Source organism: Acidobacteriaceae bacterium (genome assembly GCA_028283655.1).
Classification (GTDB): Bacteria; Acidobacteriota; Terriglobia; order Terriglobales; family Acidobacteriaceae; genus Granulicella.
In genome coordinates this window covers 128008-150699 of record JAPWKE010000002.1, presented here as the reverse complement: position 1 = coordinate 150699, position 22692 = coordinate 128008, and the positions used below count along the sequence as shown (strand labels likewise).

Genomic DNA, 22692 nt, shown 5'->3' with positions numbered 1-22692 from the left:
CGCAGCGGGCGACATGCAGATCCCTCGCTTGGCTCGGGATGGCAAATCGGATACGGGGTTAGCGGCGCAGGCGTAGGGCGAACTGCACGACGCGTGGGTCGGTGACCGTTGAGGTGATCTGGCCGAAGGCTGCTGCTCCAACTGAGCCGTTGGGAGAGCCCAGGGCCGGGGTGTTGGTGATGTCGAAGACCTCGGCGCGGAACTCGAGGTCTGTCTTGTCGCCTAGCTGGGTGTGTTTGGCGAGCGAGAGGTCGAGGTCGCGATAGGCCGGACCGCGGACGGGGTTGCGGCGGGCGTTGCCGAAGGTGAACTGCGGTGCGGCCTGAAAGGCTGCGGTGTTGAACCAGTGCAGATAGTTGCGCTGGTCAGAGGGCAGGACAGGGCTGCCGATGAGGTTCGGGCGTTGCAGCGGGATGCCAGCAAAGGCGTTGTTGTTGGTGTTGTTCGTTACCGCGACCGGCATTCCGCTCTGCATGGTGAGGATGCCGTTGACCGTCCAGCCGCCAAGGATGGGGGTGAAGACGCCGTGGCCCTTGAACTTCGTGAGCTCGTAGACGGCGCTGACGGAGAGGACGTTGGTCATGTCGCCGTTGGAGAGATCGCGCTCAAGCCACGGGCGGTAGGTGTCGGCCATGATGAGCGAAGAGGTGTTCGGAGAGCTGAGCACGGTGGAGGAGAAGACGCTGGATGCGGGGTCCATGAGCTTCGACCAGGTGTAGGCAAGCAGGAAGGTCAGGCCGTGGCTGGTGCGCTGCTCCAGCTTGGTGCTGAGGCCGTTGTAGACCGAAGAACCGGTGTTGTTGCGATAGATCGCGATGTTCTGGAACTCGGGGTAGGGCTTGAGGAGTTGCGCGTGCGCGATCTTCGCTGAAGCGCCAAGCTGACTGGAACGTGGAAGCACGTTGAAGTACGGATTGGTGACCTGACCGGTGAGATTGGTTGCGGCGGTGCCACCGGCGAGGCCGCTGGCGATCTGTGCGTCGGTGAGCTGATTGAGGTTCTGGTCAGGGATACCGAGATGCACGATGTGCGAGCCGATGTAGGCGATCTCAAACGAGAGGTTCGGGGTGAAAGCCTGCTGCACGGCCAGGTTCCACTGCTGCGAGTAGCCGGAGCCCATCTTGCGGTTTGCGGTGTAGACGCTCTGGCCGAGACCGGCGTCGGGCGTCGCGGAGATGGGTGTAATCGCGCTGGGGCCGCTGGCGAGCGCGAAGGCCGAGACGTAGCTGTCGGTGGTCTTCTGCTGCACGTTCTGGATGAACGGGTACTGCGGCGTGGTGAAAGGGGTGGTGATGCCGCTCTGGTCGATGAAGGTGATGCCGTAACCGCCTCGAACGACGGAGCGAGCGTTGGGCGAGTAGGCAAACCCTATGCGCGGAGCCACGTTGGCCCAGTGCAGCTCACGGGCAGAGCGCGAGAAACCGTTGACGCCGAGGTAGTCAAGCTGCTGCGTGGCGAGGTTGAAGACGGCGCCCTGATTATGGGTTTCGGTGGAGGGCATGTGCAGTGTCCAGCGTGCGCCGACGTTGACGGTAAGCGAGGGGGAGATGCGCCAGTCGTCCTGCGCGAAGAACTCGTGGATATAGTCGCGGGGACGGATGGTGCGCTGCTGCAGGTCGATGTTGAAGGTGTCGACCTGGCCGAGGAGGAAGCTGGCGAAGGCGTTGCCGCCGGTGGTTGCGCCGGTGCCGCTGGTGGTGTTGGTGCCGGTGGTCGTGAACTGGAAGCTGCCGGTCGGGTTGGGCGGAGCGAAGGCGTTGAGTTCGTAGCGACGAAGGTCGGCACCAAACTTGAAGGTGTGCGGGCCCCTGGCCCAAACGACGGTGTCGACGAGTTCGCCGACGGCGGTCTGGTAGCGGCCCGAGGCGCTGGAGGCCGAGCCAAGCTGCTGGTAGCCGGTGAAAGTGAACTGCGGCATGGTGTTCGCGTAGGCCGAGTTGGCGGGGATGTTGGGAATGCCGAGCACGGAGCTGGCGCTGCCGCTCAACTGCGCGCCGAGGGCAGAGTTGCCGCGGCGGGTGTAGCCGAGGCGGAAGTCGTTGAGCAGCGACGAGGTGAAGGTGTGGGTCTCGTTGAGGACGAGTTGCTGGCCGAGGACGTTGGTCACGCCGGTGACGTTGCCGGTGCCGACGACAGCAGCGGAGGAGCTGATGAGGCCGCCGTAGAGCGGGATGAAGTCGGCAGGCTTTTCGGCGTCGGCGAAGTAGCTGTAGCGGACGAAGCCGCGGTCCTTTGCGCTGAAGTTGCCGTCGAGGCGAACGTCAAACTGGTTCTGGTGGTCGTCGTCATTGTTGACGAAGGTGTAGTTGGAGGCGGTGGCGGTGCTCTGCGGGTGCGGGTAGAGGTTGAGAATCTGGAGCGCGCGGGCGTCGAAGGCGCATTGCCCGGCGGTGATGGTGTCGTTGGTGAACTCGGTGCGCGTGACCACGCCCGCGAGGCTGACGACGGTGGAGCAGGGGTTGTAAATCTTCGCCACGCCGGAGAAGTTGCCGGAGCGCATGGCCTCTGTGGGCACGGTGGAGACGCGGGGGACGCCGATACGCTGCTTCAGCCCCTGATAGTCGGCGAAGAAGAAGAGCTTTTCCTTGAGAACAGGACCGCCGAGCGTGGCGCCGTAGAGGTTGCGACGATACTCCGGCTTTGCGCCTGTGCGGGCGAAGAAGTTGCGGGCGTTGAGGGCTTCGTGGCGGAAGTAGTCGTAGACGCTGCCGTGGAAGTCTGCCGAACCGGAGCGGGTGGCGACGTTGACGACACCGCCGTTGAAGCGGCCGAACTCGGCGGGGACGTTGTTGGCGGCGACGGTGAACTCGGCGATGTCGTCGAGGATGGGGAAGAAGACGACCTGGCCGGGCTCCGGCTGGAGAGCGGAGATGCCGTCGTAGAGGTACTCGTTGGTGCGGGGGCGGCCGCCGTTGATGCGCGGAAGAAGCTGGCCGGGAGGCAAAGCGACGCCGGGAGCGAGTTGCGTGAGCTGGATGAAGTTGCGCGAGTTGAGCGGGAGGGCCTGGACCTGGTGGCCGGGGATCGTCGTCGCGATGTCGCTGGTGGCGGCTTGCAGCAGCGGGAGGTCTTCGTTGACGGTCACGGTCTCCCCTGCGCTGCCGGGTTTGAGCGAGACGTCCGCACGGACGGTGTTGCCGGTGTTCACCGTGACGTCGTTACGGACGAAGGTGGTGAAGCCCGGGGCCGAGACAGCGACGGTGTAACGGCTGGAGTTGAGCTGCGAGAAGTCAAAGTCGCCGGCGCTGGTGGTGACGGTGTGCAGCGCGGTGTGGGTGGCGGCGTCCGTCAAGGTGACCTGGGCGCCAGCGATGGCTGCGCCGGTGGGGTCGGCAACGTGGCCTTTTAGTTCGGCGAGGATCTGCGCGGAGGCGTGGGTTGCACACACGCCGAGAAGTGTCGCCAGCAGATATTTCTGGCGGGAACCGATAGATACGAAAGGCATTCAGCGAATCTATACGATTCGAGTCGTTAGGGAAATGGAAATGTTTTGTGATGAGGGTGGGGCTTGGGCCGCCGGTGGTTCAAAGGCAAGAGCGCTGAGCGGCGGAGATTTGGGGCGAAAGGGAGAAAGCTTTAACGCAAAGGGCGCGAAGTTTAAGCGCGAAGTACGCGAAGGAGGCAGGTGCGCGCGGATTCGTGGCGCGCCGGGAGGCGAGCAGGTTCCTCACTGCGTTGGAGACGGCACATTGAACTGTGGCAGAGACTGACTGAACGCTGAGAGGGCGTTAGTCGACGCGTTCGATCATGACGTCGGTGGATTTGACGAGGGCGGCGACCTGATCGCCCTTTTTCAGGCCGAGTTCGCGGACGGCGTCCGCCGTGATGATGCTGGAGACTTCCTGCTCGCCGACGGCGACGACGATCTGGGCCATGAGGCCTTCGACGCGGACGCTGACGATGTGGCCGATCAACTGATTGCGGCCGGAGACGCGGCGGAAGCGCTGGCGGCTCTCGGTCTCCGGTTTGGCGGCGTCTTTGGCGAGGAAGGGCTTCATCGCCGTGGCCGAGACTCGGTGGTGACCGCCGGGGGTTTGGACGGTTTTCAGCTTGCCGCTGAGAATCCACTGCTTGATGGTGGGGTAGCTGATTCCCAGCATGTGCGCGGCTTCGCGCGGGGTGAAGAGCGGGGTCTGCGGGCTCATGCACCCATTGTGCAACGAGCAAGGATGTCTGCGGTAAGAAAGAAATTATTCCATCTGGCGAGAGCAGCCACCCATTGCGCAACGAGCGAAGCTCCGTACGGCAAGAAAGAAACAGTTGACCTGCCAATCAGGGTGGACTGTTGTGCAACGAGGGGCAAAACGGCCAAAAGGAATTGTTTTCCGTACAATGGAAAGATTGTGACACTCGATTTTCTAGGCAATCTGCAACGCTCGCATAAGCTGGGCGAACTGCGCGCATCCGACGCTGGCTCCACCGTAACGCTGATGGGCTGGGTGAACCGCCGTCGCGATCACGGCGATCTGATCTTTCTCGACCTTCGCGACCGCACCGGCATTACGCAGGTGGTGTTCGATAAGAGCGACTCCATCGAAGCTCATCTGAAGGCCGAGGCATCGCGCCCGGAGTTCGTTGTGGCTGTTCGCGGCAAGGTGCGCGAGCGCGGCGAAGGCCTGAAGAATCCGAAGATGGATACAGGCGACATCGAAGTGCTGGCCGAAGAGTGCTGGCTGCTGAACGAGTCGAAGACGCCGCCGTTCCCCATTGCGGACGATGCGCCGATTACGAACGAGGAAGTACGCCTCAAGTATCGCTATCTCGACCTGCGTCGTCCGGAGTTGCAGCGCAACTTCGTGCTGCGCCACAAGGTCTCACGCGCGATTCGCGAGTACCTTTCTGACAACGACTTCCTCGAAGTAGAGACGCCGCTGCTGACGCGCTCGACGCCCGAAGGCGCACGCGACTACCTGGTTCCTTCGCGCGTTCATGCGGGTGAGTTCTACGCATTGCCGCAGTCGCCCCAGATCTTCAAGCAGATTCTGATGATCGGCGGCTTCGATCGCTACTTCCAGATTGCTCGCTGCTTCCGCGATGAAGACCTTCGCGCGGATCGTCAGCCGGACTTCACGCAGATCGATCTGGAGATGACGTTTCCGCAGCAGGAGCAGATCTTCGCTGTGGCGGAAGGCTTCCTGCGCGCGGCGTTCAAGACTGCAGGCATCACGCTGTCGGAAGAGTCGTTCCTCAAGATGAGCTATGACGATGCCATCGAGAAGTACGGCATCGACAAGCCGGATATGCGTCTGCCCGCGATGGTGAACCTGAGCGAAGTGCTCACGCCTGAACTGCGCGTGACGCTGAAGGTTGATCCGACGCTTCCGGTGTATGGTTTCACGATTCCTCGCGTGGGTGAGCTTTCGGGCTCGGCGCGTAAGGCTTTGCTTGCGGAGGTTCGTACGAGCTTTGGCGAGAGCGGGCTCGATCTGCTGGATGTCGCTCGTCTGCGCACCAGTGAGGCGTTCCAGCCGTTGGCGGAAGCGCTTGCAGCGAAGCTGAATGCGGAGCAGGTGGTGTTCAACGGCGAGAACCTGACGACGGACGATCTGATCGTCGTGGTTACGGCCAAGCCGGAGACGCCGCATGCGTGGAACTACGACACGCAGTGGATTCCGAAGCGTGTGGGTCAGCTTCGTCTCGACCTGGCGAAGAAGTATGCGGACAAGCACAAGCTCTTTGAGCAGACCGGTACGGCTGCGGACTTCAAGTTCCTCTGGGTGACGGACTTCCCGATGTACGAGTGGAACGAGGAGCACAAGCGCTGGGATGCGGCGCATCACCCGTTCACGTCGCCGCATGAAGAGGACATCAAGTCGGGTGCGTTGTACAACGACAAGGGTTCGGTTCGTGCGCTGGCGTATGACATTGTGCTGAACGGCACGGAGCTGGGCTCGGGGTCGATCCGTATCCATCGGCAGGATGTGCAGGCGGAGATCTTCCGCTCGCTGGGTATGAGCGATGAGGAAGCCAAGGAGCGTTTCGGCTTCTTCCTGGACGCGCTGGAGTATGGCACGCCTCCGCATGGCGGCATTGCGCTGGGTCTGGATCGCATTGTGATGATCCTGGCGGGTGCGAGCTCGCTGCGCGAGGTGATCGCGTTCCCAAAGACGGCGAAGGCGATTGACCTGATGGTGGATGCGCCGTCGCTTGCCAACGAGCAGCAGCTGCGGGAGTTGAACCTACGGGTTGTGCGCAAGTCGTAACAGCTTTTCAAAAAGTGCGGGTCAGTCATGATGACTGGCCCGCACTTTTTTGTTTGGGGGTGCCCTTTTCTGCTTCAACGTTGGCCAGTGGCGAGGGGGAGAAGGCCTTAACGCGAAGTGCGCAAAGCTTAAGCGCGACGTACGCGAAGGTTGTGGCTATGCGGGGGCTTATGGTGGCGCGAGGGAAAGAAGACGCCGCGACGCGAAGAGCGCCAAGTTTCGCCAAGGTGGAGTGGACGAAACGTGGCGCTCTTCGGGTTGCGATGCGGCGTTCGTGATGCAGCGTTGGTGACGCTGCCCGGCTATTTGGCTGAGGGAACGGTGCTGTAGGTGGTCTTCCAGTTGTCGAGCAGTTTGTGCAGGACCGTGCTGCCGCAGAGGTAGGCGCTTTCAAAAGCCATGCGGCCGCCGATGAACGGGGCCGTCAGCGAAGAAACGGCCGGCTCGCCGGGGCGCGGGATGGTGAAGTTGCTGGCCGTGCGCAGGACGAGGACGCGGTTGGGGTCGATGCGGTGCATGTGGCCGAGGCGCTCGACGGCGTTCATGAAGCCGGAGTCTTCAGTGTTGGTCATGACGAAAGTGCCCTTCCCTTTGGTCCAGAGCTTGACCCAGTCTTCGGCGAATTTGTTGGATTCAGCGCCGTGCCAGAAGAAGTCCGAAGCGAAGTCGTCGCCTTCCATCACAACGGGCGTGTGGTCGGCGTTGGGGTACTCCTTGAAGGCTTTGCGGAAGTCGGCGACCTTGGGGTCGTCGGCGATTTTGAGGTCTTTGGTCTGCTGGTAGGCCCAGTTCACGAAGGGAATGTTGAGGGTGTAGAGGTTGGAGCGGCGGGTGGTGGGAGATTCGGGGATGACGTCGGGGTTGGGCTTGAGGGCTCCCATGGGGAACCAGCCGTAAGGCCAGTCTTTGGGGGCGTCGCGAGGGTCGAGGTAGCGGATGAAGTCGCCGACGACGTAGCGTGCCCAGGCAGCGGAGCCGACGGAGCCGGCGTTGGGGTCGATGCCGGCGATGCCGTTGATGATGAAGTAGGCGTGGGTGAGGTCGAAGCGCGGGTCGAGGCCGAGGGCCATGAGCGATGCCGTGCTGTTGACGAGGTTGATGCCGGAAACGATGCCGAGGACGGTGTGGTCGTGATTGGCGCGGATGGCGCGGGGGCCGCCGGGCCAGTCAATGACCTCGTCGAGGTGCTCGCGCTCGACCCAGAACTGGAACTCGCCGGGCTGGTCGCCGGTGTCGTTGCCGGGCTCGTAGGTGGTGACGATGACGGCGCGGATGGGCCAGGGTTTCTTCTGGGCCTGGGCTGGGAGAGCAAGCAGAGCGGCTGTCAGCGCGGCGAACGCGAGAAGAGTACGGCGGAGAGGCATGGAGGCTCCAACGGAAAGGGTTCCGTTGGGAGTTCAGTTTACAGTGCGGGGGGAGGGGCCAGGGGGATCTGACGGGGAGAGATGCGGGTCCCTCACTGCGTTCGGGATGGCAAGTTGGAAAGAGGCTGGCGAGGTGGGTGCGGGGTGGGGTTGGCGGCTGGGGAACGAGGTTGTGCCACGAGAGGGCTGCGGTTGATACCATAGGCAGCATGAACTTCCTGAAGTCCGCGCGCCTGCTGATGCTGGCTGCGCTGGTGCCCTCCGCGTCACTGATGCATGCGCAAACTCCTGCGCAGGCTGCTCCGCAGCAACCCACCGCGACTCCTCCCACAAAGACCGCGCCGGCGAACGGTTCGGTCGAGAACCAGCAGGTCTCTACCGACGAGCCGCTGAAGGTGACGACGCGAGAAGTCGATTTGATCTTTACGGTGACGAATCATAAGGGCCAGTTCGCCACGGGATTACAGCAGCAGAGCTTTGGATTGCTGGACGATGGTCGTCCACCGGAGCGCGTGCTGAGCTTCAAGCAGCAGACGAACCTGCCGCTGCGCGTGGGTTTGATGATCGATACGTCGAGCTCCATTCGCCAGCGCTTTACGTTCGAGCTGCAGTCTGCCACGGACTTCCTGCTGCAGGTGATGCATCCGGATGATCGTGCGTTTGTCGAAGGCTTCGATGTGCAGACGAACGTGACACAGGACTTTACCAACCGCGTGGACATGCTGGGTTCGGGTATTCGCAAGCTGCGTCCCGGTGGCGGAACGAGCTTGTTCGATGCGCTGTACAAGACGTGCCGCGACCAGATGCTGACGCTGCGCCAGGACATCAGCGTTCGTAAAGCGATTGTGATGGTTTCGGACGGCGACGACGATTACTCGCGCGTGGAAGAGTCGGAAGCGATCAAGATGTGTCAGCGTGCAGAGACGATTGTGTATACGATCTCGACGAACACGGGACCGTCGCGCGGCAAGGGTGACGAGGTGCTGCAGCGCATCGCCGATGCGACAGGTGGACAGGCGTTTTATCCGACGAAGATTGATGACATTGCATTAGGCTTCCAGAACATCGAAGTGGAGTTGCGCAGCCAGTACTCGCTGATTTATGTGCCGTCGGACTTCAAGCAGGATGGGTCGTTCCGAACGATCTATCTGCAGATTGCCGATCCGAGGTATCAGGGGTACCAGGTGAGGGCCAAGAAGGGGTACTTTGCGCCCCGGGCCGAGCCGTAGGGCAGAGCGTAGAGGGTTAGTGGGTAGAGAGTAAGGAGTGGCCGCGGTGAGGTTTGCCGCGGCCGCTTTACGTTTGGATGCCGCGCCTGAAAGCGGGAACGCAGAGGGCGCGGAGAACGGCACGGAGAGAATGCAGAGGAGATCTCTGGCAGGGCGCTGCGTTGGCGTAGGGCCAGGCTTTCGTGCGAAGTCCAGGCGTTACGTATGCAAAGGGAGTTGGTCGCGCGGGAGCGGGCGATGAAGAGGCCGAAACTTCTGTGGGAGAAGTGGGGTCTAACGGGGCGAGGGAGAAGTTTGCCCATGCGAAAGAGTTTGCTCGCTGTCTTGTTGCTTGCTGTCACGTCTTTTTCTGGTGCGGTGATGCCGAGTGCGTCCGCCCAGAAGCAGCCGCCTGGAGTGGCCGAAGCGTTGGCCGGGATCAGCTCGCAACCGTCTACACATACGGCGTTTACGCTGGACCGGGATATGCTCGATGCGTTTCTAGGCGATGGCAGTTTGCCGCCTGCGGCGCTGACTGGCATCACGTTTGAGCGGTACAGCTTTCACGAACCCGCGTTCTATCTCCCCGAAAGCATGAAGACGATTGTGGATGCGTACAACGCTGCCGGGTGGAAGCACCTGGTGGAAGCGAGTACGACTCCCGGGCAAAGTGCGCAGCCGAATAAGCCGATCACCGATCTCTGGATGCATATGAACGGCGCGGACTTTGATCACATTACGGTGCTGATTCGCGGGCCGAAGCAGATGAATTTGATCGAAGTAAGCGGGATGCTAAGGCCGCTGGATCTGGTGCATCTGAGCGGGCACTTCGGGATACCGAAGGTCGATCCTGGGGCGGTGATGGTACCGGCGCCCAGGTAGAGGGTAGCCTTTCTACGCTCTACATCCTGCCCTCTGCGCTCTGGCTAGAAGCCGTACTGCTCGATTTCGCCGAGTAGCTGGAGTTTGCGGTCGGGGCGGAGGAAGCTGGCTTCGACGCTGTTTGCGGCGAGCTCGCGCATCTGTTCGAGGCTGAAGGCGAACTCGCGCTCGACGAGGAGGTACTCCTCGAGGAGGTTGGCGCCGAAGAAGGGTGGATCGTCACTGTTCAGCGTGATCATCAGGCCCTCTTCGAAGTACCGCTTTACGGGGTGCAGGTCGAGGGCTTTGCAGCAGCCGGTGCGGAGGTTCGAGGTGACGTTGAGCTCGAGCGGGATCTGTCTGCGGGCGAGGACGTCGATGAGGTCCTCGTCGTCGATCGCGGTGAGGGCATGGCCGATGCGTTCGGCGCCGATGTTGATTGCAGACCAGACGCTTTCGGGGCCGGTGGATTCTCCGGCGTGGCAGGTAAGGTGGAGGCCGTTGGCTTTGGCTTCGGCGTAGAGGTCGCGGAAGTCGTGTGCGGGGCCGCGGGCTTCGTCGCCACCGATGCCGATGCCGACGATGGAGGGCATGTCCTTCTTGAGCTCAGCGGCTTTGAGGAAGACGCGGCGGCACTCTTCGAGGCCGAAGTGGCGGACGGCATCGATGATCCAGAGGAGCGAGACGCCGAACTCCTGCTCGGCGCGCTTGCGGCCGCGTTCGGCGGCGAGCATGACGTCGTCGACGTCGAGGCGGGCGAAGCGGTAGAGGATGCCGATGGAGAGGTATGCCTCGGCGTGGCGGACGCCCTGGAGGGCAAGGTCGCGGACCATGTTGTAGGTAATGAGCTCGTAGTCGGCGGGCGTGTGGAGGCGTTCGGTGACGCCTTTGAAGGACATCAGGAAGCTGGGGAAGTCGTGGTACTGGTAGATGTTTGCGGCCTGCTGGAGGGTGAGCGGGACGGCATCGTTACGGTGCGAGAGCTCGACGAGCGTGGAGGGCGTGATGGAGCCTTCGAGGTGGAGGTGAAGCTCGGCCTTCGGAAGCCATTGAAGCCATTCGGCTTTGTCGATCTTGTCTTGCATGCGCGCCATGCCTTTAGTTTAGAGGAGTAGAGGGTAGAGCGTGGCGTTTGTGCGGGAGCAGGAAAGCCTCGACGCAAAGGTCGCAGCGGACGCAAAGGAGACGCGAAGGAAGTTGTGGACGGGAAGAGAGCATGGCTTGTCAGCGACACGCGGGTTCCCCATGGCGTTCGGGATGGCAGTGCGTAGGTGTGGTGAAGAGTCGGGAGTACGCCGGGGCTTACTTTCCTGCTTTTCCTACTCCCTATCCCTATCCTCCACGCTCTGCCTTATTTGAGGCGTTCGCCGGAGTGGGATTCGACGCTGACGGGGGAACCTTCGGCCAGGAGGACGCTGGCGGGTTGCTTGGGGTCGATGCCTGCCATGAAGGAGCCGTAGAGGTCGCCGAAGTCGGCCATGATGTCGAAGCGTTTGATGGGGTAGACCTGCCAGCTGGGGTGGTGGACGGCGTACTCCCAGGTGCTGCCGTCCTTGCGGCGGGTGTAGCCCCAGTAGTGTTCGGTGATGAACTCCTCGATGCTGCCGGGGACGATGTCGCGGGGGGCGAGTTCGGCTTCGACGCCGAGGCTCTGCCAGTGGCCGTGGTGCTTCCATCCGTACTCCACGAAGAGGGTGTGGTCGTTGCCGCGGATGTGATGCTGCGTCGGCATGGTCGAGTAGGGCTCGCCGTAGAAGGCGCGCGCGATCCAGGTGATGGCGGAGCGTGGGACGAACTCGCGGAGGAAGACGACGCCGCGGCGGGGCTGGCCGTCGGGGGCTTCCGGGCGGCGCACGTAGAAGCGGAGGTTGATCTCCTCAAACGACGTGTGACCGGGGATGGGCAGGCCCTTCAGGCGAACGTGGTCGAAGAGAAATCCGACGACGGAGACGAAGCATTTGCCCTCGAACAGGTCGAGCTCCACCCCGGCGGGGAGGTACGGGGTCAGCGTCTCGGGCGCGACTTCGTACTGCGCCATGATGAGCTTGCGCCACTCGGCTGTGAGGAAGGTCGACATAGGTCTGCTACCTAAGATGCAGGAGCAACCGTCTTGGTTCAACTGAAATCTTGGTTCAACGGAATTCGTCAGAGCAGTGCTGCAGAAGATTAAAAAACCACGGCTCTATAGGGCCGTGGCTTTTTGGAAGGCTCTTGCTTACTTCGCTGCAGAGAGTACGACAGAGGCTTCTGTGGTGAGAACACGGAAGACGAAGCTTTCCTGCAGGTAGAGCTGGACGGTAGTGTCCGTGTGGCTGAGGTAGCCGATGGAGACGTCCTGGCCAATGGTGAGTTCAAAGTCGCCACCGCGCGTGGTGAGCACGAAAGCACCTTCGATGGCCGGAGCGAAGATCAGCTCACCGTTCACGATGCGCTTCAGATGCTCGAGCACGGGGTAGCCGTGGTCGCGGGTCTCGGCGAGTTCGGTGTACTCCTTCGCTCCGAGAGCGACAGTGTAGGGGCCGTTGACGCCGTCGAGGCGAAGCTGGCTGATGGCATGGGCGATGGCGTCGGGGTAGTCGCGAACGTCAGCGGGCAGCGAGACGATGGGGTTGCTGCTGGCTTCGCGGATGCCCTGAATACCGGCGCTGGCGTAGCCGTCGAAGATGGTGCGATCTTCAGCAAAGGCGATGGACTTCGCGGCGTCCTTGACGGGCTGCCAGTCGGAGTCTTCGGAGCCACGCTCGACATCGTCGATGGCCTGACGAGAGAGTGTGAACGGGACGCGCAGTTCGACGAGCGGCTTGACCTCACGCTGGCGCGCGAGGATGCCTTCGCCGGGTGCGGCGATCTGCTGCAGATGGCCGGTACCAACAGCGGGCAACGCAATGCCACCGGGGGTGGGTACGTCGACGATGCGGCGGCCGGCGATGTAACGCTTGAGTGTGCGTGTCGCTTCTTCTTCGATCTCGGCCCAGGCGGCGTCGGAGATCGGTGCAAGCTCGCGGTGAAGGTTATTCATCCTTGGCTCCCTTCAGTGATCCTATCTTGAGTGAGGTGTCGGGCACGCTGGTGGGCGTGGGCTCTGGTGTAGATGCAGCAGGTGGGGCGATGGTCGCTGCGGGGTTCGGGGTTTCGGCGGAGACGGCGTCGAGAAAGTCTGCCGTGGGCATGAAGAAAAGTGCGCCGGTGATGGCGGTGCTGAAGTCGAGGATGCGATCGTAGTTGCCCGGCGGGTTGCCGAGGAACATGTTTTCGAGCATGAGTTCCGTGACGCGCGGTGTGCGGCAGTAACCGATGAAGTAGGTGCCGAACTCACCGTGGCCAGGACGGCCGAAGGGCATATTGTCGCGCAGGATCTGGAGCTGTTTGCCGTTCTCTTCGATGTTGGTGAGCGCGTTGTGCGCGTAGGCGGGCTTCTCCGCGTCGGAGAGTTCGACGTCCGAGAGCTTCTTGCGGCCGATGATCTTCTCCTGCATCTCGGTGGGCAGCGTGTTCCAGGCGTCGAGCTTGTGGAGATACTTCTGCACGATGACGTAGCTGCCGCCGCAGAAGGCGCGGTCTTCCGTACCGATGATCGCGGCTTCGGTAGCAGCGCGGGCGCGCGGGTTCTCGGTGCCGTCGACGAAGCCGAGCACATCACGGTCGTCGAAGTAGCGGAAGCCGTGGACCTCGTCTGCGACTTCTACGCTGGAGCCGAGAGCGGCCATGAGCTGCGTGGCCATTTCGAAGCAGAGGTCCATGCGCTTGGCGCGGATGTGGAAGAAGAGATCGCCGGGCGTGGACGGGGCGATGCGGTCTGCGGAGCGAAGCTCCTTGAAGGGATGCAGCTCGGCGGGGCGAGGAGCGCCGAAGAGCTTGTCCCAGGCGCCGGAACCGAAGCCTGCGATGCAGGTGAGGCCTGCTTCGACGTCGCGAAACTCGATGGCGCGGATGAGGCCGGAGAGCCCGGGCAGAAAATCGCGCACGGCGTCGTAAGCCGCGTCGTCGTTGCGGATGCAGAGCGTAAGGAAGATGGCCGAGCGCGTGAGCGGGCCAACGACCGGCTGCGGAAGAACGACTTCGTTGAGTTCGTTGGGTGTGTCCATAACGTTCAAGCTGCAAACTGCAGGAGGAATCGTCTCAAGTATCGCACCCTGCTGCAAAGAAAACGCCTGCGCTCGCGATAGGGCGAGCGCAGGCGTTGTGCAAAGAGTTGCTAATCGCGCGAGCGGGAGTTGCTAATCGCGCGAGCGGGAGTTGCCGCCGAAGATCTGCAGGAGAGCGATGAATATGTTCAACGCGTCGAGATAGATGCTGAGAGCCATGACGACCGGGGGCAAGCCCTGGGCACCGTCGCGAAGTCGCATGAAATCCACTAGAAGCAGAACGCTGAAGATGGCCAGCGAAGCCCACGCATACAAGCCCGGCGAGACAAAGTGGACGAACATGCCGAGCACACCGATGAGGCAGAGGCCAAGCAGGCACCACGTGGCGGTGCGGCCGACGCGCTGGTAGTCAAAGTTGGCGACCTGAGCGATGGCAGCCATGACGGCCATGCCGAGCGCGGTGGTTCCTGCCGCCTGGAAGACCACCAGCTGGCCGCCTGGGACGTGCAGGTACGCCTTGATGAGCGGGCCGACTTCAACACCCATGAGGAAGGTGAAGGCGTAGAAGAGCACAAGCGCGAGGCCGGGCGAGCGGCGCGAGGCGATGTTGACGCCGAAGATGAGCGCGATGGTCGCAAGCATGAGCGCGCCGAAGCCGATGCCGCCGAGCAGCGCGGGAGCCACGTAGGCTCCGGCGGCGGTGGTGACAAAGCCGGCTGCGGTGATCCAGAGAACCTGGCTGAGGAGGCTGGCGGTGGAGCGGGTGTCAACAACTCGGACGCCGCGGGTTACGTCGATGGTTCGCATGGTAGTTCCCTTCCCTACACAGTTTATTAGACGCTGCTGCGGCTCTGTGGTCGCGTTCCGCAGGCGGTTGTGCGAGAGTATGGCTACCCGCACCACGATCTCAGGAGAAAACCCATGCCGCTACCGACCGATGAGAAGCTGCTCGCGCTGAGCCAGGATCTGATTGACCAGTTTCACAAAATCTTTGGAGAGTATCCGGGATTTCGCCCGGCGCACGCCAAGGGCATCATGCTGACGGGTGAGTTTGTGCCTTCCGCAGCCGCGGCGGGGGTTTCGAAGGCAAAGCACCTGAACCAGCCGTCGACGCCGGTGGTGGTGAGGTTTTCGAACTCGACGGGGTTGCCGCTGATCCCGGACAACGACCCGAACGCGAATCCGCGTGGGTTTGCGATTCGTTTTATGCTCGCCGAGCATGTGCACACGGACATCGTGAGCCACTCGATTGACGGCTTTCCGACGCGGACGGGCGCGGAGTTTCTGGAGTTTCTGCGTGCGCTGGCGGCGAGTGATCCGGCGAACCTGAGCGGGTCACCGCTGGAGGCGTTTCTGGGTTCGCACCCGGCGGCGCTGGCGTTTGTGCAAGCTCCGAAGCCTGCTCCGGCGAGCTTTGCGACCGATACCTACTTTGGCGTGACGGCGATGAAGTTCGTCGATGCCGAGGGCAAGGAACAGTTTGGGCGGTATCGCGTGGTTCCGGCGACAGGCAATCAGTTTGCCGATGAGGCGACGCTGAAGGACAAGGCCGCCGACTTCCTGATCGATGAGATTGTGGAGCGAGTGGGCAAGACGCCGGTGGTCTTCAGCGTGCAAGTGCAGCTTGCGGGCGAGGGCGATGTGGTGGACGATGCGACGATTCACTGGCCTGCGAACCGCCCGGTCGTCGAACTGGGGACGCTGACGTTGACGGCTCCTGTGGCAGACACGGCGACGGAGCAGAAGCAGATTATCTTCGATCCGATTCCGCGTACGGAAGGGATCGAGCCGAGCGATGATCCTTTGCTGGAGCTGCGGGCGGCGATTTATCTGATGAGTGGACGGAAGCGGCGGGCGGCTTAGACAGCGTTTGCCATTTGGCGGATAAAAGCGGACAATTGGCGCATGACGGCTACGGCAATCGCGACAGTCCTGGGCGGGCGCAAGATCCTGAAGCGCAAGGTGGAGACCGATACGGACCTTCGCGTGATGACACGCGAAGGTCTGCCGGTTGGCACCTTGCCTTTTCTTGCTGCAGGGCTCTCGGTGGAACGGAAGGCGCTGGCAAAGGTGGTCGGGATCAGCGATCGCACACTGAGCCGAAGGCTTGCGAATAACTCGCGATTTTCCGCAGAAGAGAGCGACCGCATGATGCGGTTGGCGAGAGTGTTTGCAAAGGCTGAGGATACGTTTGGAGGTTCTGAGGCTGCCGCGCGATGGCTCAGCAATCCGAATCTGACCCTCGGTGACGAGGTGCCGCTGGACCTTCTCGATACGGATGCCGGTGCGAAGAGCGTAGAGACCATACTTCTCCGAATCGATTACGGAGTGTATAGCTGATGCTGGTTTGGCGGATATGCCGAGAGCGACATGCGGCTTCGGCATTTACCGGCGAGGGCGCACGCCTGCTTGGAGGGCGTTGGAACTCCGCAGGAACCCCAATGGTCTACACCTCGGATAGCCTTGCGCTGGCAGCACTGGAACTCTTCGTGCACGTTGGCCCGGTGGATGCAGCACCGGAGGATCTGATCGCGCTTCAGGCGGAGGTTCCGGTGGGTTTGAGCTCTAACCTTCTGGCAACGAAGAAGCTCTCGAAGGAATGGCGTTTTCACACGGATCTATCGCAGCGAACAGGGGACGCATGGGCGAAGTCGCAGCAGTCGCTCGCGGTACGCGTCCCTTCTGTGCTGATCGATGTGGAATGGAATGTTCTGATCAATCCCAAACATAGCCATGCCTCGCAAATCAAGATAGTGCAGACGAGACCGTTTCGATTTGATCCGCGTATGTTCAGCGGCAGAATTTAGGGTAGAGGCAGCATCAGTCCAACGCGGCCTCCCAGCCGTTGTACTCGCCTTTTTGTTCTTCGGCGATCCCCGTCAGGTTGTCACGTTCTTCTGACACGGTATGTTCGTCTACGCGACCTACTCGTTCCGCGATGAGCGACGTGGGCTCAGAGCCCTCGCTCTCAATGCTATGGCTGACTTCATAACCTAGGGCAAGCAATTTTTGTTCTGCTTTTGTGCGCGCACTATCGTTAGGAAAGTAGAAGTAGTGCACCACATGGCGCGGCTTTGAGAGATCCGCTCCATGAGCACGCATCTGTTCAAGTACTTTTAGGTCCCCTGTCGCTGGGGATGATGAGTCATAACGATCAAGTAGCTCATAGCCCTTTCGCGTCCACGGCATGAGCATATGGATTTCCTTGCGGAGCGTCATGCCACGTCCTTACTTTTCGTAAAACTCGCTGCGCTTGCGGGAGTAGAAGAAGTAGACGACCAGACCGATGATGAGCCAGATGAAGAAGCGTTCCCAGGTGCGGACTGGGAGGCCCGCCATTAGGAGGACGCAGAAGATCACGCTCAGGACCGGGAAGACCGGGCCGCCAGGGACGCGGAAGCCGCGGCGGCGGTCCGGCTGCTTCTTGCGGAGGACCAGGACGCCGATCGAGACCAGAACGAAGGCGAAGAGAGTGCCGATGTTCGAGAGGTCAGCCAGTGTGCCTACGTCAAACAGGCCTGCCGGGATGGCGACGAGTATACCCGCGAACCAGGTGGCGAACGCCGGGGTGCGGAACTTCGGGTGAAGCGAAGAGAAGACGTCCGGCAGGAGGCGATCACGGCTCATGGCAAACCAGACGCGGGCCTGCCCGAGTTGGAATACCAGAATCGACGAGACCATGCCGATGATGGCGCCGAGCAGCACGACGAGACGCGTCCAGTGCAGTAGCGGGGAGCCGGTCTGCAGGGTGAGGCGTTTGAGGCTGTTGACGACCGGAGCAGCGTCGCCGATGACCGTGCGCCAGGGCACGATGCCCGTAAGCACCAGTGCGACACCGATGTAGAGGATGGTGCAGACGATGAGCGTGGCGATGATGCCGATGGGGACGTCGCGCTGCGGGTTGCGGCACTCTTCACTGGCGGTCGAGACGGAGTCAAAGCCGATGTAGGTGAAGAAGATGATGGAGCCACCCGCGAGGACGCCTGACCAGCCGTTGGGCGAGAAGGGGTGGTAGTTGGACGGGTGGATGAAGTGGGCGCCGACGCCGATGAAGGCGATGATCGCGACCAGTTTGACCAGCACCATGATGTTGTTGGTGCGGGCGGACTCCCGGATGCCGCGCACGAGCACAGCAGTGAGCAACAGAACGATGACGAAGGCCGGGATGTTGAAACCGAAGTGCCAGCCGTTGGCGTAGATCGTATTGCCCTGCAGGTCGGTGAGGCCGAGCGGCAGATAGGCGGGTGAGAGCCACTTCGGATCGAGATGGAAGCCGAGCCAGTCGAGCAGGTCGACAAAATGGGCCGCGAAGCCTACCGAGACGCTCATGTTGGAAAAGGCGTACTCGAGGATGAGGTCCCAGCCGATGATCCAGGCGACGAGTTCGCCGAGCGTGGCGTAGGTATAGGTGTAGGCCGAACCGGCGATGGGGATCATGCTGGCGAGTTCGGCGTAGCAGAGGCCGGTGAAGCAGCAGACGATCGCGACGAGGATCATCGAAAGAGCGAGTGCGGGGCCTGCGCCGGGGCGACCCGCGATGTGGCCGTGGTGCAGGATGAGGTCGATGACCGGCGACTCTTTCCAGTTGGCCAGCGTGGCCGGATTGCCGCCGATGGCGGTACCGATGACCGTGAAGATGCCCGATCCAATGACCGCGCCGATGCCCAGGGCCGTCAGGGAGACGGGGCCGAGGGTCTTCTTGAGGGCGTGGTTGGGGTTCTCGCTCTCGGCGATCAGCTTGTCGATGGACTTGGTGCGGAAGATTTGGCGGGGCAAAGTGGTCGCGGGGCTCCGTCGGAGAGTAATTTACGGGGTTGTGATGATTGTAGCGGCGAAAGCTCTCTGAGGTTGGGTACGAGAGTGGCGCCCGCTGTCGCGACGTTTATCTTGATACTTCATGATTTGTCATGATAGTGTCCAGAAGAGAACGACGGAGGTTTTGTTATGGCGCAAACGCGGGAGAAGTTTGCTACACAGGTGAACTCAGAGGTTCTGCGCTCCGTACGTGACCTGGCGGAGAGCGAAGGCCGGCAGCTACAAGCGCTGGTGGATGAGGCTTTGACAGACCTGCTGGAGAAGCGTCGGCAGGGACGGCCCAGAGCCTATGTGATGGCGGCGTATCAGAGCAGTCATGAGGAGTTTGCGCCTCTCTATCGGAAGCTGGCAGAGTGACCGACTACCTGATGGTGGTGGAAGTGCTGGCAATCCACGATGACCAGATCGGACGCTACGGCGGTGCTCATGGGCTTCGCGATCCGGGTTTGCTGGAGGCGGCGCTGTTTCGCCCGCAGACGGGATACTACGCGGACCTGATCGAAGAGGCGGCGGCGCTGTGGGAGAGCCTTTCGCAGAACCACCCGTTCGTCGATGGCAATAAACGTACGGCGTTCGCAGCGATGTACACGTTTCTCTACCTCAACGGAGTGAGCCTGACGGCGAAGAGCCGGGAGGCTGAGGTCTTTGTGCTGGGGCTTTATGCGGAGGGCACGTTCGAGTTTGGGCGGCTCAAAGAGTGGCTGAGGCAGCATACGGAGTTCGTGACTCCCTGAGCCGCAAGCCAAAAAGCAGAGGCCAAAAGCAAAACGGCAGAGCCGAGGCTCTGCCGTTTTGTTGTTGATGCTAGAGACTAGCGCTTGGACTGGCCGCGGACCAGCTTGTTGAGCTTCTGCTTCTTGCTGCCGCGCGGGTAGTCACGCTCGCCCAGTGCAGGAGCTGCGGAACGGCTCTTGCGCTTAGCTGCCTTGCGCTCGGTCTTTTCGAGGTTCTTTGTGTTTGCCATTGTTGTAGATATCTCTTTCGGAAAATTTTGCGCGGCGAGAGCTGGGAGTTGCTCGGGTGAGTGCGGTGAGAGGCCAAACCTTGCCGCAGCGGCTAAAGCCGCGTTGTCAGGTTGAACCATTGCCAGGACGGAAGCCCTGACCTACCTTCTTCTGCACTTCCCTACAGCTTCTCAAGCTGGGCAAACTTCTCGACCAGCTTCTTCATGCCGTGGCTAGTAAATTGTACCGTGATTTTCGCGTCATCCCCGTCTCCTTCGCGGGCGAAGATGATGCCTTCGCCGTATTTGGGGTGGCGAACGCGCTGGCCCTTGGCGTTGCCGGTCTTGCCGGAAGGGTTTGCGACGGTCATCTTCGGCTTGCCGCCGAACTTGCTTTCTCCTGGGCGGAAGCCGGGAGTTGTGCCGGTTTTGCCGAAGAACTTGGCGGTATTGTCGAGGGGGCCTGAGCCGAACTTGGTGCCGCCGGAGCTGCCGTAACGCTGGGAGGCGTACTGTTTGGCCGGGCGTGAGCTGGGGTCCTGCGATTCGTCGGCGTAGTCGTAGCCGGAATCATTGGAGTAATCATCGTCGCCACCGCGGCGGCGGGAGCCGTAGGCCCCGCCGTGGCCGAAGCTGAGTGCGCCGCCGGGCGAGCCGAGGTCTTCGACGAGGCGCTGCGGGACTTCTTCGAGGAAGCGTGAAGCGGTCGAAGCCTCCGGCATGTCGTTGCCGTAGCGGCGGCGGTAGCGTGCGCGGGTCATGACGAGGGTGTCTTCGGCGCGGGTCATGCCGACGTAGCAGAGGCGGCGCTCCTCTTCCATCTGCGTGGGATCCATGATGGAGCGGGAGTGCGGGAAGAGGCCTTCCTCCATGCCGCAGAGGAAGACGAGGGGGAACTCTAGGCCCTTGGCGGCGTGGAGCGTCATGAGCGTGACGCGGGCGTCGGCGGAGTACTGGTCGGCGTCGGAGACGAGGGCGGCATGGTCGAGGAACTCCGCTAGGGTTTCGCCACGGGAGCTGGCGTCCTGAGCGGCGTTGGCGAGCTCCTTCAGGTTTTCAATGCGCGAGAAGGACTCGGGCGTGGCCTCGTCTTCGAGGGCGCGGATGTAGCCGGAGCGCTCGTTGAGGAACTTGATGAGTTCGGGGAGCGTGGCGGGGTCACCGGGCTTGCGGAAGGCGCGCTCGTCCTTTTCGTTGGCTTCTTCGTGAGAGCCGCCCTGGGCGTCGACGATACGGTCAAGCTTCGACTTATTCTTGTCGCGGACGGAGTCGCTGGCGGACTTCAACGGCGCGGGCGCGAAGGGGTTGAAGTCGAGCGAAGCCTTCTTGGCCGTGTCGTTGCCGAAGAGGTCGAGCGGGGCTGCGGCGTTTTCGGGGGCGATGGTGGAGATCTCTTCGCTGGGACCGAAGTCGAAGTCAAAGTTGAAGCTCGTGTCGAAGGAGGTGTTGGCGTCGTTGGCTGCGATGGTGGCCGGAGCAGGCTCTTCTGCAGCAAATTCAAAGCTGGTGTCTTCGCTGGCGGCGGGGGCCGCGTCGTTACCGAAGCCGAAGTCGAAGCCGGTGTCGTCTGCGGTGTCGGCAGAGGCAGCGAGACTGTCGAAGTAGCCGTCGTCTTCTACGGGAGCTGCCACGGCGGGCTGTACGGCAGTGGCGATGTCGGCGTTGAGAGCTGCGAGGAACTCTGCGCCGAGCATGGCGCGGGCGTCTTCGATGAGGCGGCGGAAGTTGCCGAGCGCAGTGAGAGCGCGGGCAGGCAGGAGCTTGTCTGCGATGGCGCGGGCGATGGCGTCCCAGGAGCTCATGCCGGTGCTGAGCGCCATGTTCTCAAGCGTGTCCATCGTGGTTTTGCCGATGCCGCGTGGAGGCGAATTGACGATGCGGCCGAGGGCGACGGAGTCGTGTGGGTTCTGGACAAGCTTCAGGTAGCTGAGCATGTCCTTGACCTCGGAGCGGTCGTAGAAGCTGAAGCCGCCGACCATGTGGTACTTGACCTGATACCGGCGGAGTGCTTCTTCGACGAGTCGCGACTGGGAGTTCGTGCGGTAGAGCACGGCGCAGCGCGGAGGCGCGGGCGCAGCGGGGTCAGCCTCGCGGATGTATTTGGCGATGCGGTCGGCGACGAAGAGCGCTTCGTTTTCGCCGTCGGGGGCTTCGTAGAAGCCGATGAGCGAACCGCCTTCACGCTCGGTGAAGAGGTTCTTGCCTTTGCGCTGGGTGTTCTGCGCGACGACGACGGAGGCCGCCTCAAGAATGATCTGCGTGGAGCGGTAGTTCTGCTCGAGGCGGATGGTCTTGGCGTTGTCGAAGTCTTTTTCGAAGTCGAGGATGTTGCGGATATCGGCGCCGCGCCAGGAGTAAATGGACTGGTCTTCATCGCCGACGACGCAGACGTTGGTGTGCGTGCCGAGGAGCTTCATGAGCTCGTACTGCGGGCGGTTGGTGTCCTGGTACTCGTCGATGAGGAGGTACTTGTACTTGCGGTTGTAGCGCTCGCGGATGGCGGCGTCGCTCTTGAGCAGGCGAACGGTTTCGAGGAGGAGATCGTCGAAGTCGAGCGCGTTGGCTTTGAAGAGCTCGTCTTTGTAGATCTTGAAGATGTGGGCGATCTTCTCTTCGATGGGATTGGCCGAGGCGAGGAAGTACTCCTGCGGGTCAATCATGTGGTTCTTTGCCCAGGAGATACGGCCGAGCGCAACGCGCGGCTTGAGTGATTTGTCGTCGATGGCGAGGCGCTTGAGGGCGGTCTTTACAACGGCCTGCTGGTCGGTTTCGTCGTAGATGGCAAACGAACGCGTGAGGCCTTTGCCACCGACGCGGAGGGCTTCGATATCGCGACGAAGAGCGCGGACGCAGAAGCTATGGAAGGTGGCGATGGTCGGCCGGGCGAGCGAAGAGTGGCCGATGATTTTTTCGACGCGCTCCTCCATCTCCTTCGCCGCTTTATTGGTGAAGGTGACGGCGAGGATGTTGTCAGGCGAGACGCCGCGTTCCTGAATGAGGTACGCGATGCGGTGCGTGATGACGCGTGTTTTGCCAGAGCCAGCGCCGGCGAGGAGAAGCACAGGGCCGTCGACGGAGACGATGCCCTCGCGCTGTTGCGGATTCATGTTCGCGAGAAGGTCGGCCACAAGTTCATTTTACCGGGGGAGGCTGAGGAAGGCGGGAAGAGGCGAGGAAAGCAGGCGAGGGGAGATAGAGATACGTTGGCGCGGT

Annotated in this window: 20 protein-coding genes; 8 read left to right on the top strand and 12 right to left on the bottom strand. The window is 61.9% G+C overall.

Translation table 11 applies throughout. The features are described from left to right. Nucleotides 1-58: 58 nt before the first annotated feature. Nucleotides 59-3445 carry a carboxypeptidase-like regulatory domain-containing protein gene (locus PW792_02225; protein MDE1160743.1) on the bottom strand — a complete coding sequence of 1129 codons (3387 nt, stop codon included), beginning with the start codon at nt 3443-3445 and terminating at the stop codon, nt 59-61. A 283-nt stretch (nt 3446-3728) separates the two neighbouring features. After that, on the bottom strand, nt 3729-4145 hold the full coding sequence (locus tag PW792_02220; GenBank protein MDE1160742.1) for a helix-turn-helix transcriptional regulator: 417 nt from the start codon (nt 4143-4145) through the stop codon (nt 3729-3731). 222 nt (nt 4146-4367) lie between these two features. Between PW792_02220 and aspS the strand changes: the two genes are divergently transcribed. Continuing rightward, entirely contained in the window at nt 4368-6203 is a 1836-nt protein-coding gene (gene aspS / locus PW792_02215; protein MDE1160741.1) for an aspartate--tRNA ligase, read from the top strand. A 302-nt stretch (nt 6204-6505) separates the two neighbouring features. On the opposite strand, the gene PW792_02210 is transcribed toward aspS, so the two are convergent. Next, complete coding sequence (locus PW792_02210) at nt 6506-7567, bottom strand: purine nucleoside permease (protein ID MDE1160740.1); 1062 nt, start codon at nt 7565-7567, stop codon at nt 6506-6508. Nucleotides 7568-7776: 209 nt separating this feature from the next. Between PW792_02210 and PW792_02205 the strand changes: the two genes are divergently transcribed. Then, a complete protein-coding gene (locus tag PW792_02205) occupies nt 7777-8796 on the top strand; it encodes a VWA domain-containing protein (protein ID MDE1160739.1) in 1020 nt (339 codons plus the stop codon). A 300-nt stretch (nt 8797-9096) separates the two neighbouring features. Further along, a complete protein-coding gene (locus PW792_02200) occupies nt 9097-9657 on the top strand; it encodes a hypothetical protein (GenBank protein ID MDE1160738.1) in 561 nt (186 codons plus the stop codon). A gap of 44 nt (nt 9658-9701) precedes the next feature. On the opposite strand, the gene add is transcribed toward PW792_02200, so the two are convergent. From add to PW792_02175, 5 genes are all read right to left on the bottom strand, one after another. Then, nucleotides 9702-10721: an adenosine deaminase gene (add, locus tag PW792_02195; GenBank protein MDE1160737.1), complete on the bottom strand. Its 1020-nt coding sequence runs from the start codon at nt 10719-10721 to the stop codon at nt 9702-9704. A gap of 266 nt (nt 10722-10987) precedes the next feature. After that, nucleotides 10988-11713, bottom strand: a complete 726-nt coding sequence (locus PW792_02190) for a DUF2071 domain-containing protein (GenBank protein MDE1160736.1) — start codon at nt 11711-11713, stop codon at nt 10988-10990. A gap of 138 nt (nt 11714-11851) precedes the next feature. Next, nucleotides 11852-12655, bottom strand: a complete 804-nt coding sequence (locus tag PW792_02185; GenBank protein ID MDE1160735.1) for a family 1 encapsulin nanocompartment shell protein — start codon at nt 12653-12655, stop codon at nt 11852-11854. Continuing rightward, complete coding sequence (locus tag PW792_02180; protein MDE1160734.1) at nt 12648-13721, bottom strand: Dyp-type peroxidase; 1074 nt, start codon at nt 13719-13721, stop codon at nt 12648-12650. Before PW792_02180 ends, PW792_02185 begins: the two co-directional genes overlap by 8 nt. 132 nt (nt 13722-13853) lie before the next feature. Next, the gene (locus PW792_02175) at nt 13854-14528 is read right to left on the bottom strand and encodes a Bax inhibitor-1 family protein (protein ID MDE1160733.1); all 675 of its coding nucleotides are present in this window, start codon (nt 14526-14528) and stop codon (nt 13854-13856) included. A gap of 114 nt (nt 14529-14642) precedes the next feature. On the opposite strand from PW792_02175, the gene PW792_02170 reads away from it, so the two are divergent. The 3 genes from PW792_02170 to PW792_02160 are packed head-to-tail and all read left to right on the top strand — an operon-like array spanning nt 14643 to nt 16528. Further along, nucleotides 14643-15584, top strand: coding sequence for a catalase family peroxidase (locus tag PW792_02170; protein MDE1160732.1), 942 nt, complete (start codon nt 14643-14645; stop codon nt 15582-15584). Nucleotides 15585-15626: 42 nt separating this feature from the next. After that, on the top strand, nt 15627-16061 hold the full coding sequence (locus tag PW792_02165; GenBank protein MDE1160731.1) for a DUF2384 domain-containing protein: 435 nt from the start codon (nt 15627-15629) through the stop codon (nt 16059-16061). Next, nucleotides 16061-16528 carry an RES family NAD+ phosphorylase gene (locus PW792_02160; GenBank protein MDE1160730.1) on the top strand — a complete coding sequence of 156 codons (468 nt, stop codon included), beginning with the start codon at nt 16061-16063 and terminating at the stop codon, nt 16526-16528. Before PW792_02165 ends, PW792_02160 begins: the two co-directional genes overlap by 1 nt. Nucleotides 16529-16541: 13 nt before the next feature. Here PW792_02160 and PW792_02155 read toward each other — a convergent pair whose 3' ends face one another. Together PW792_02155 and PW792_02150 are read right to left on the bottom strand one after the other, a co-directional pair. Beyond that, nucleotides 16542-16940 carry a ribonuclease E inhibitor RraB gene (locus PW792_02155; protein MDE1160729.1) on the bottom strand — a complete coding sequence of 133 codons (399 nt, stop codon included), beginning with the start codon at nt 16938-16940 and terminating at the stop codon, nt 16542-16544. 9 nt (nt 16941-16949) lie between these two features. Then, nucleotides 16950-18497, bottom strand: a complete 1548-nt coding sequence (locus PW792_02150) for an amino acid permease (GenBank protein MDE1160728.1) — start codon at nt 18495-18497, stop codon at nt 16950-16952. Nucleotides 18498-18665: 168 nt separating this feature from the next. Here PW792_02150 and PW792_02145 point away from each other — a divergent pair, with 168 nt between their 5' ends. Beyond that, a complete protein-coding gene (locus PW792_02145; GenBank protein ID MDE1160727.1) occupies nt 18666-18893 on the top strand; it encodes a hypothetical protein in 228 nt (75 codons plus the stop codon). Beyond that, a complete protein-coding gene (locus PW792_02140; protein ID MDE1160726.1) occupies nt 18890-19270 on the top strand; it encodes a type II toxin-antitoxin system death-on-curing family toxin in 381 nt (126 codons plus the stop codon). Before PW792_02145 ends, PW792_02140 begins: the two co-directional genes overlap by 4 nt. Nucleotides 19271-19347: 77 nt before the next feature. Here the strand turns inward: PW792_02140 and PW792_02135 are convergent, their stop codons facing one another. Both PW792_02135 and PW792_02130 read right to left on the bottom strand, forming a co-directional pair. After that, nucleotides 19348-19500: a hypothetical protein gene (locus tag PW792_02135; protein ID MDE1160725.1), complete on the bottom strand. Its 153-nt coding sequence runs from the start codon at nt 19498-19500 to the stop codon at nt 19348-19350. A gap of 161 nt (nt 19501-19661) precedes the next feature. Continuing rightward, nucleotides 19662-22586, bottom strand: coding sequence for a UvrD-helicase domain-containing protein (locus tag PW792_02130; protein MDE1160724.1), 2925 nt, complete (start codon nt 22584-22586; stop codon nt 19662-19664). Nucleotides 22587-22692: the final 106 nt, after the last annotated feature.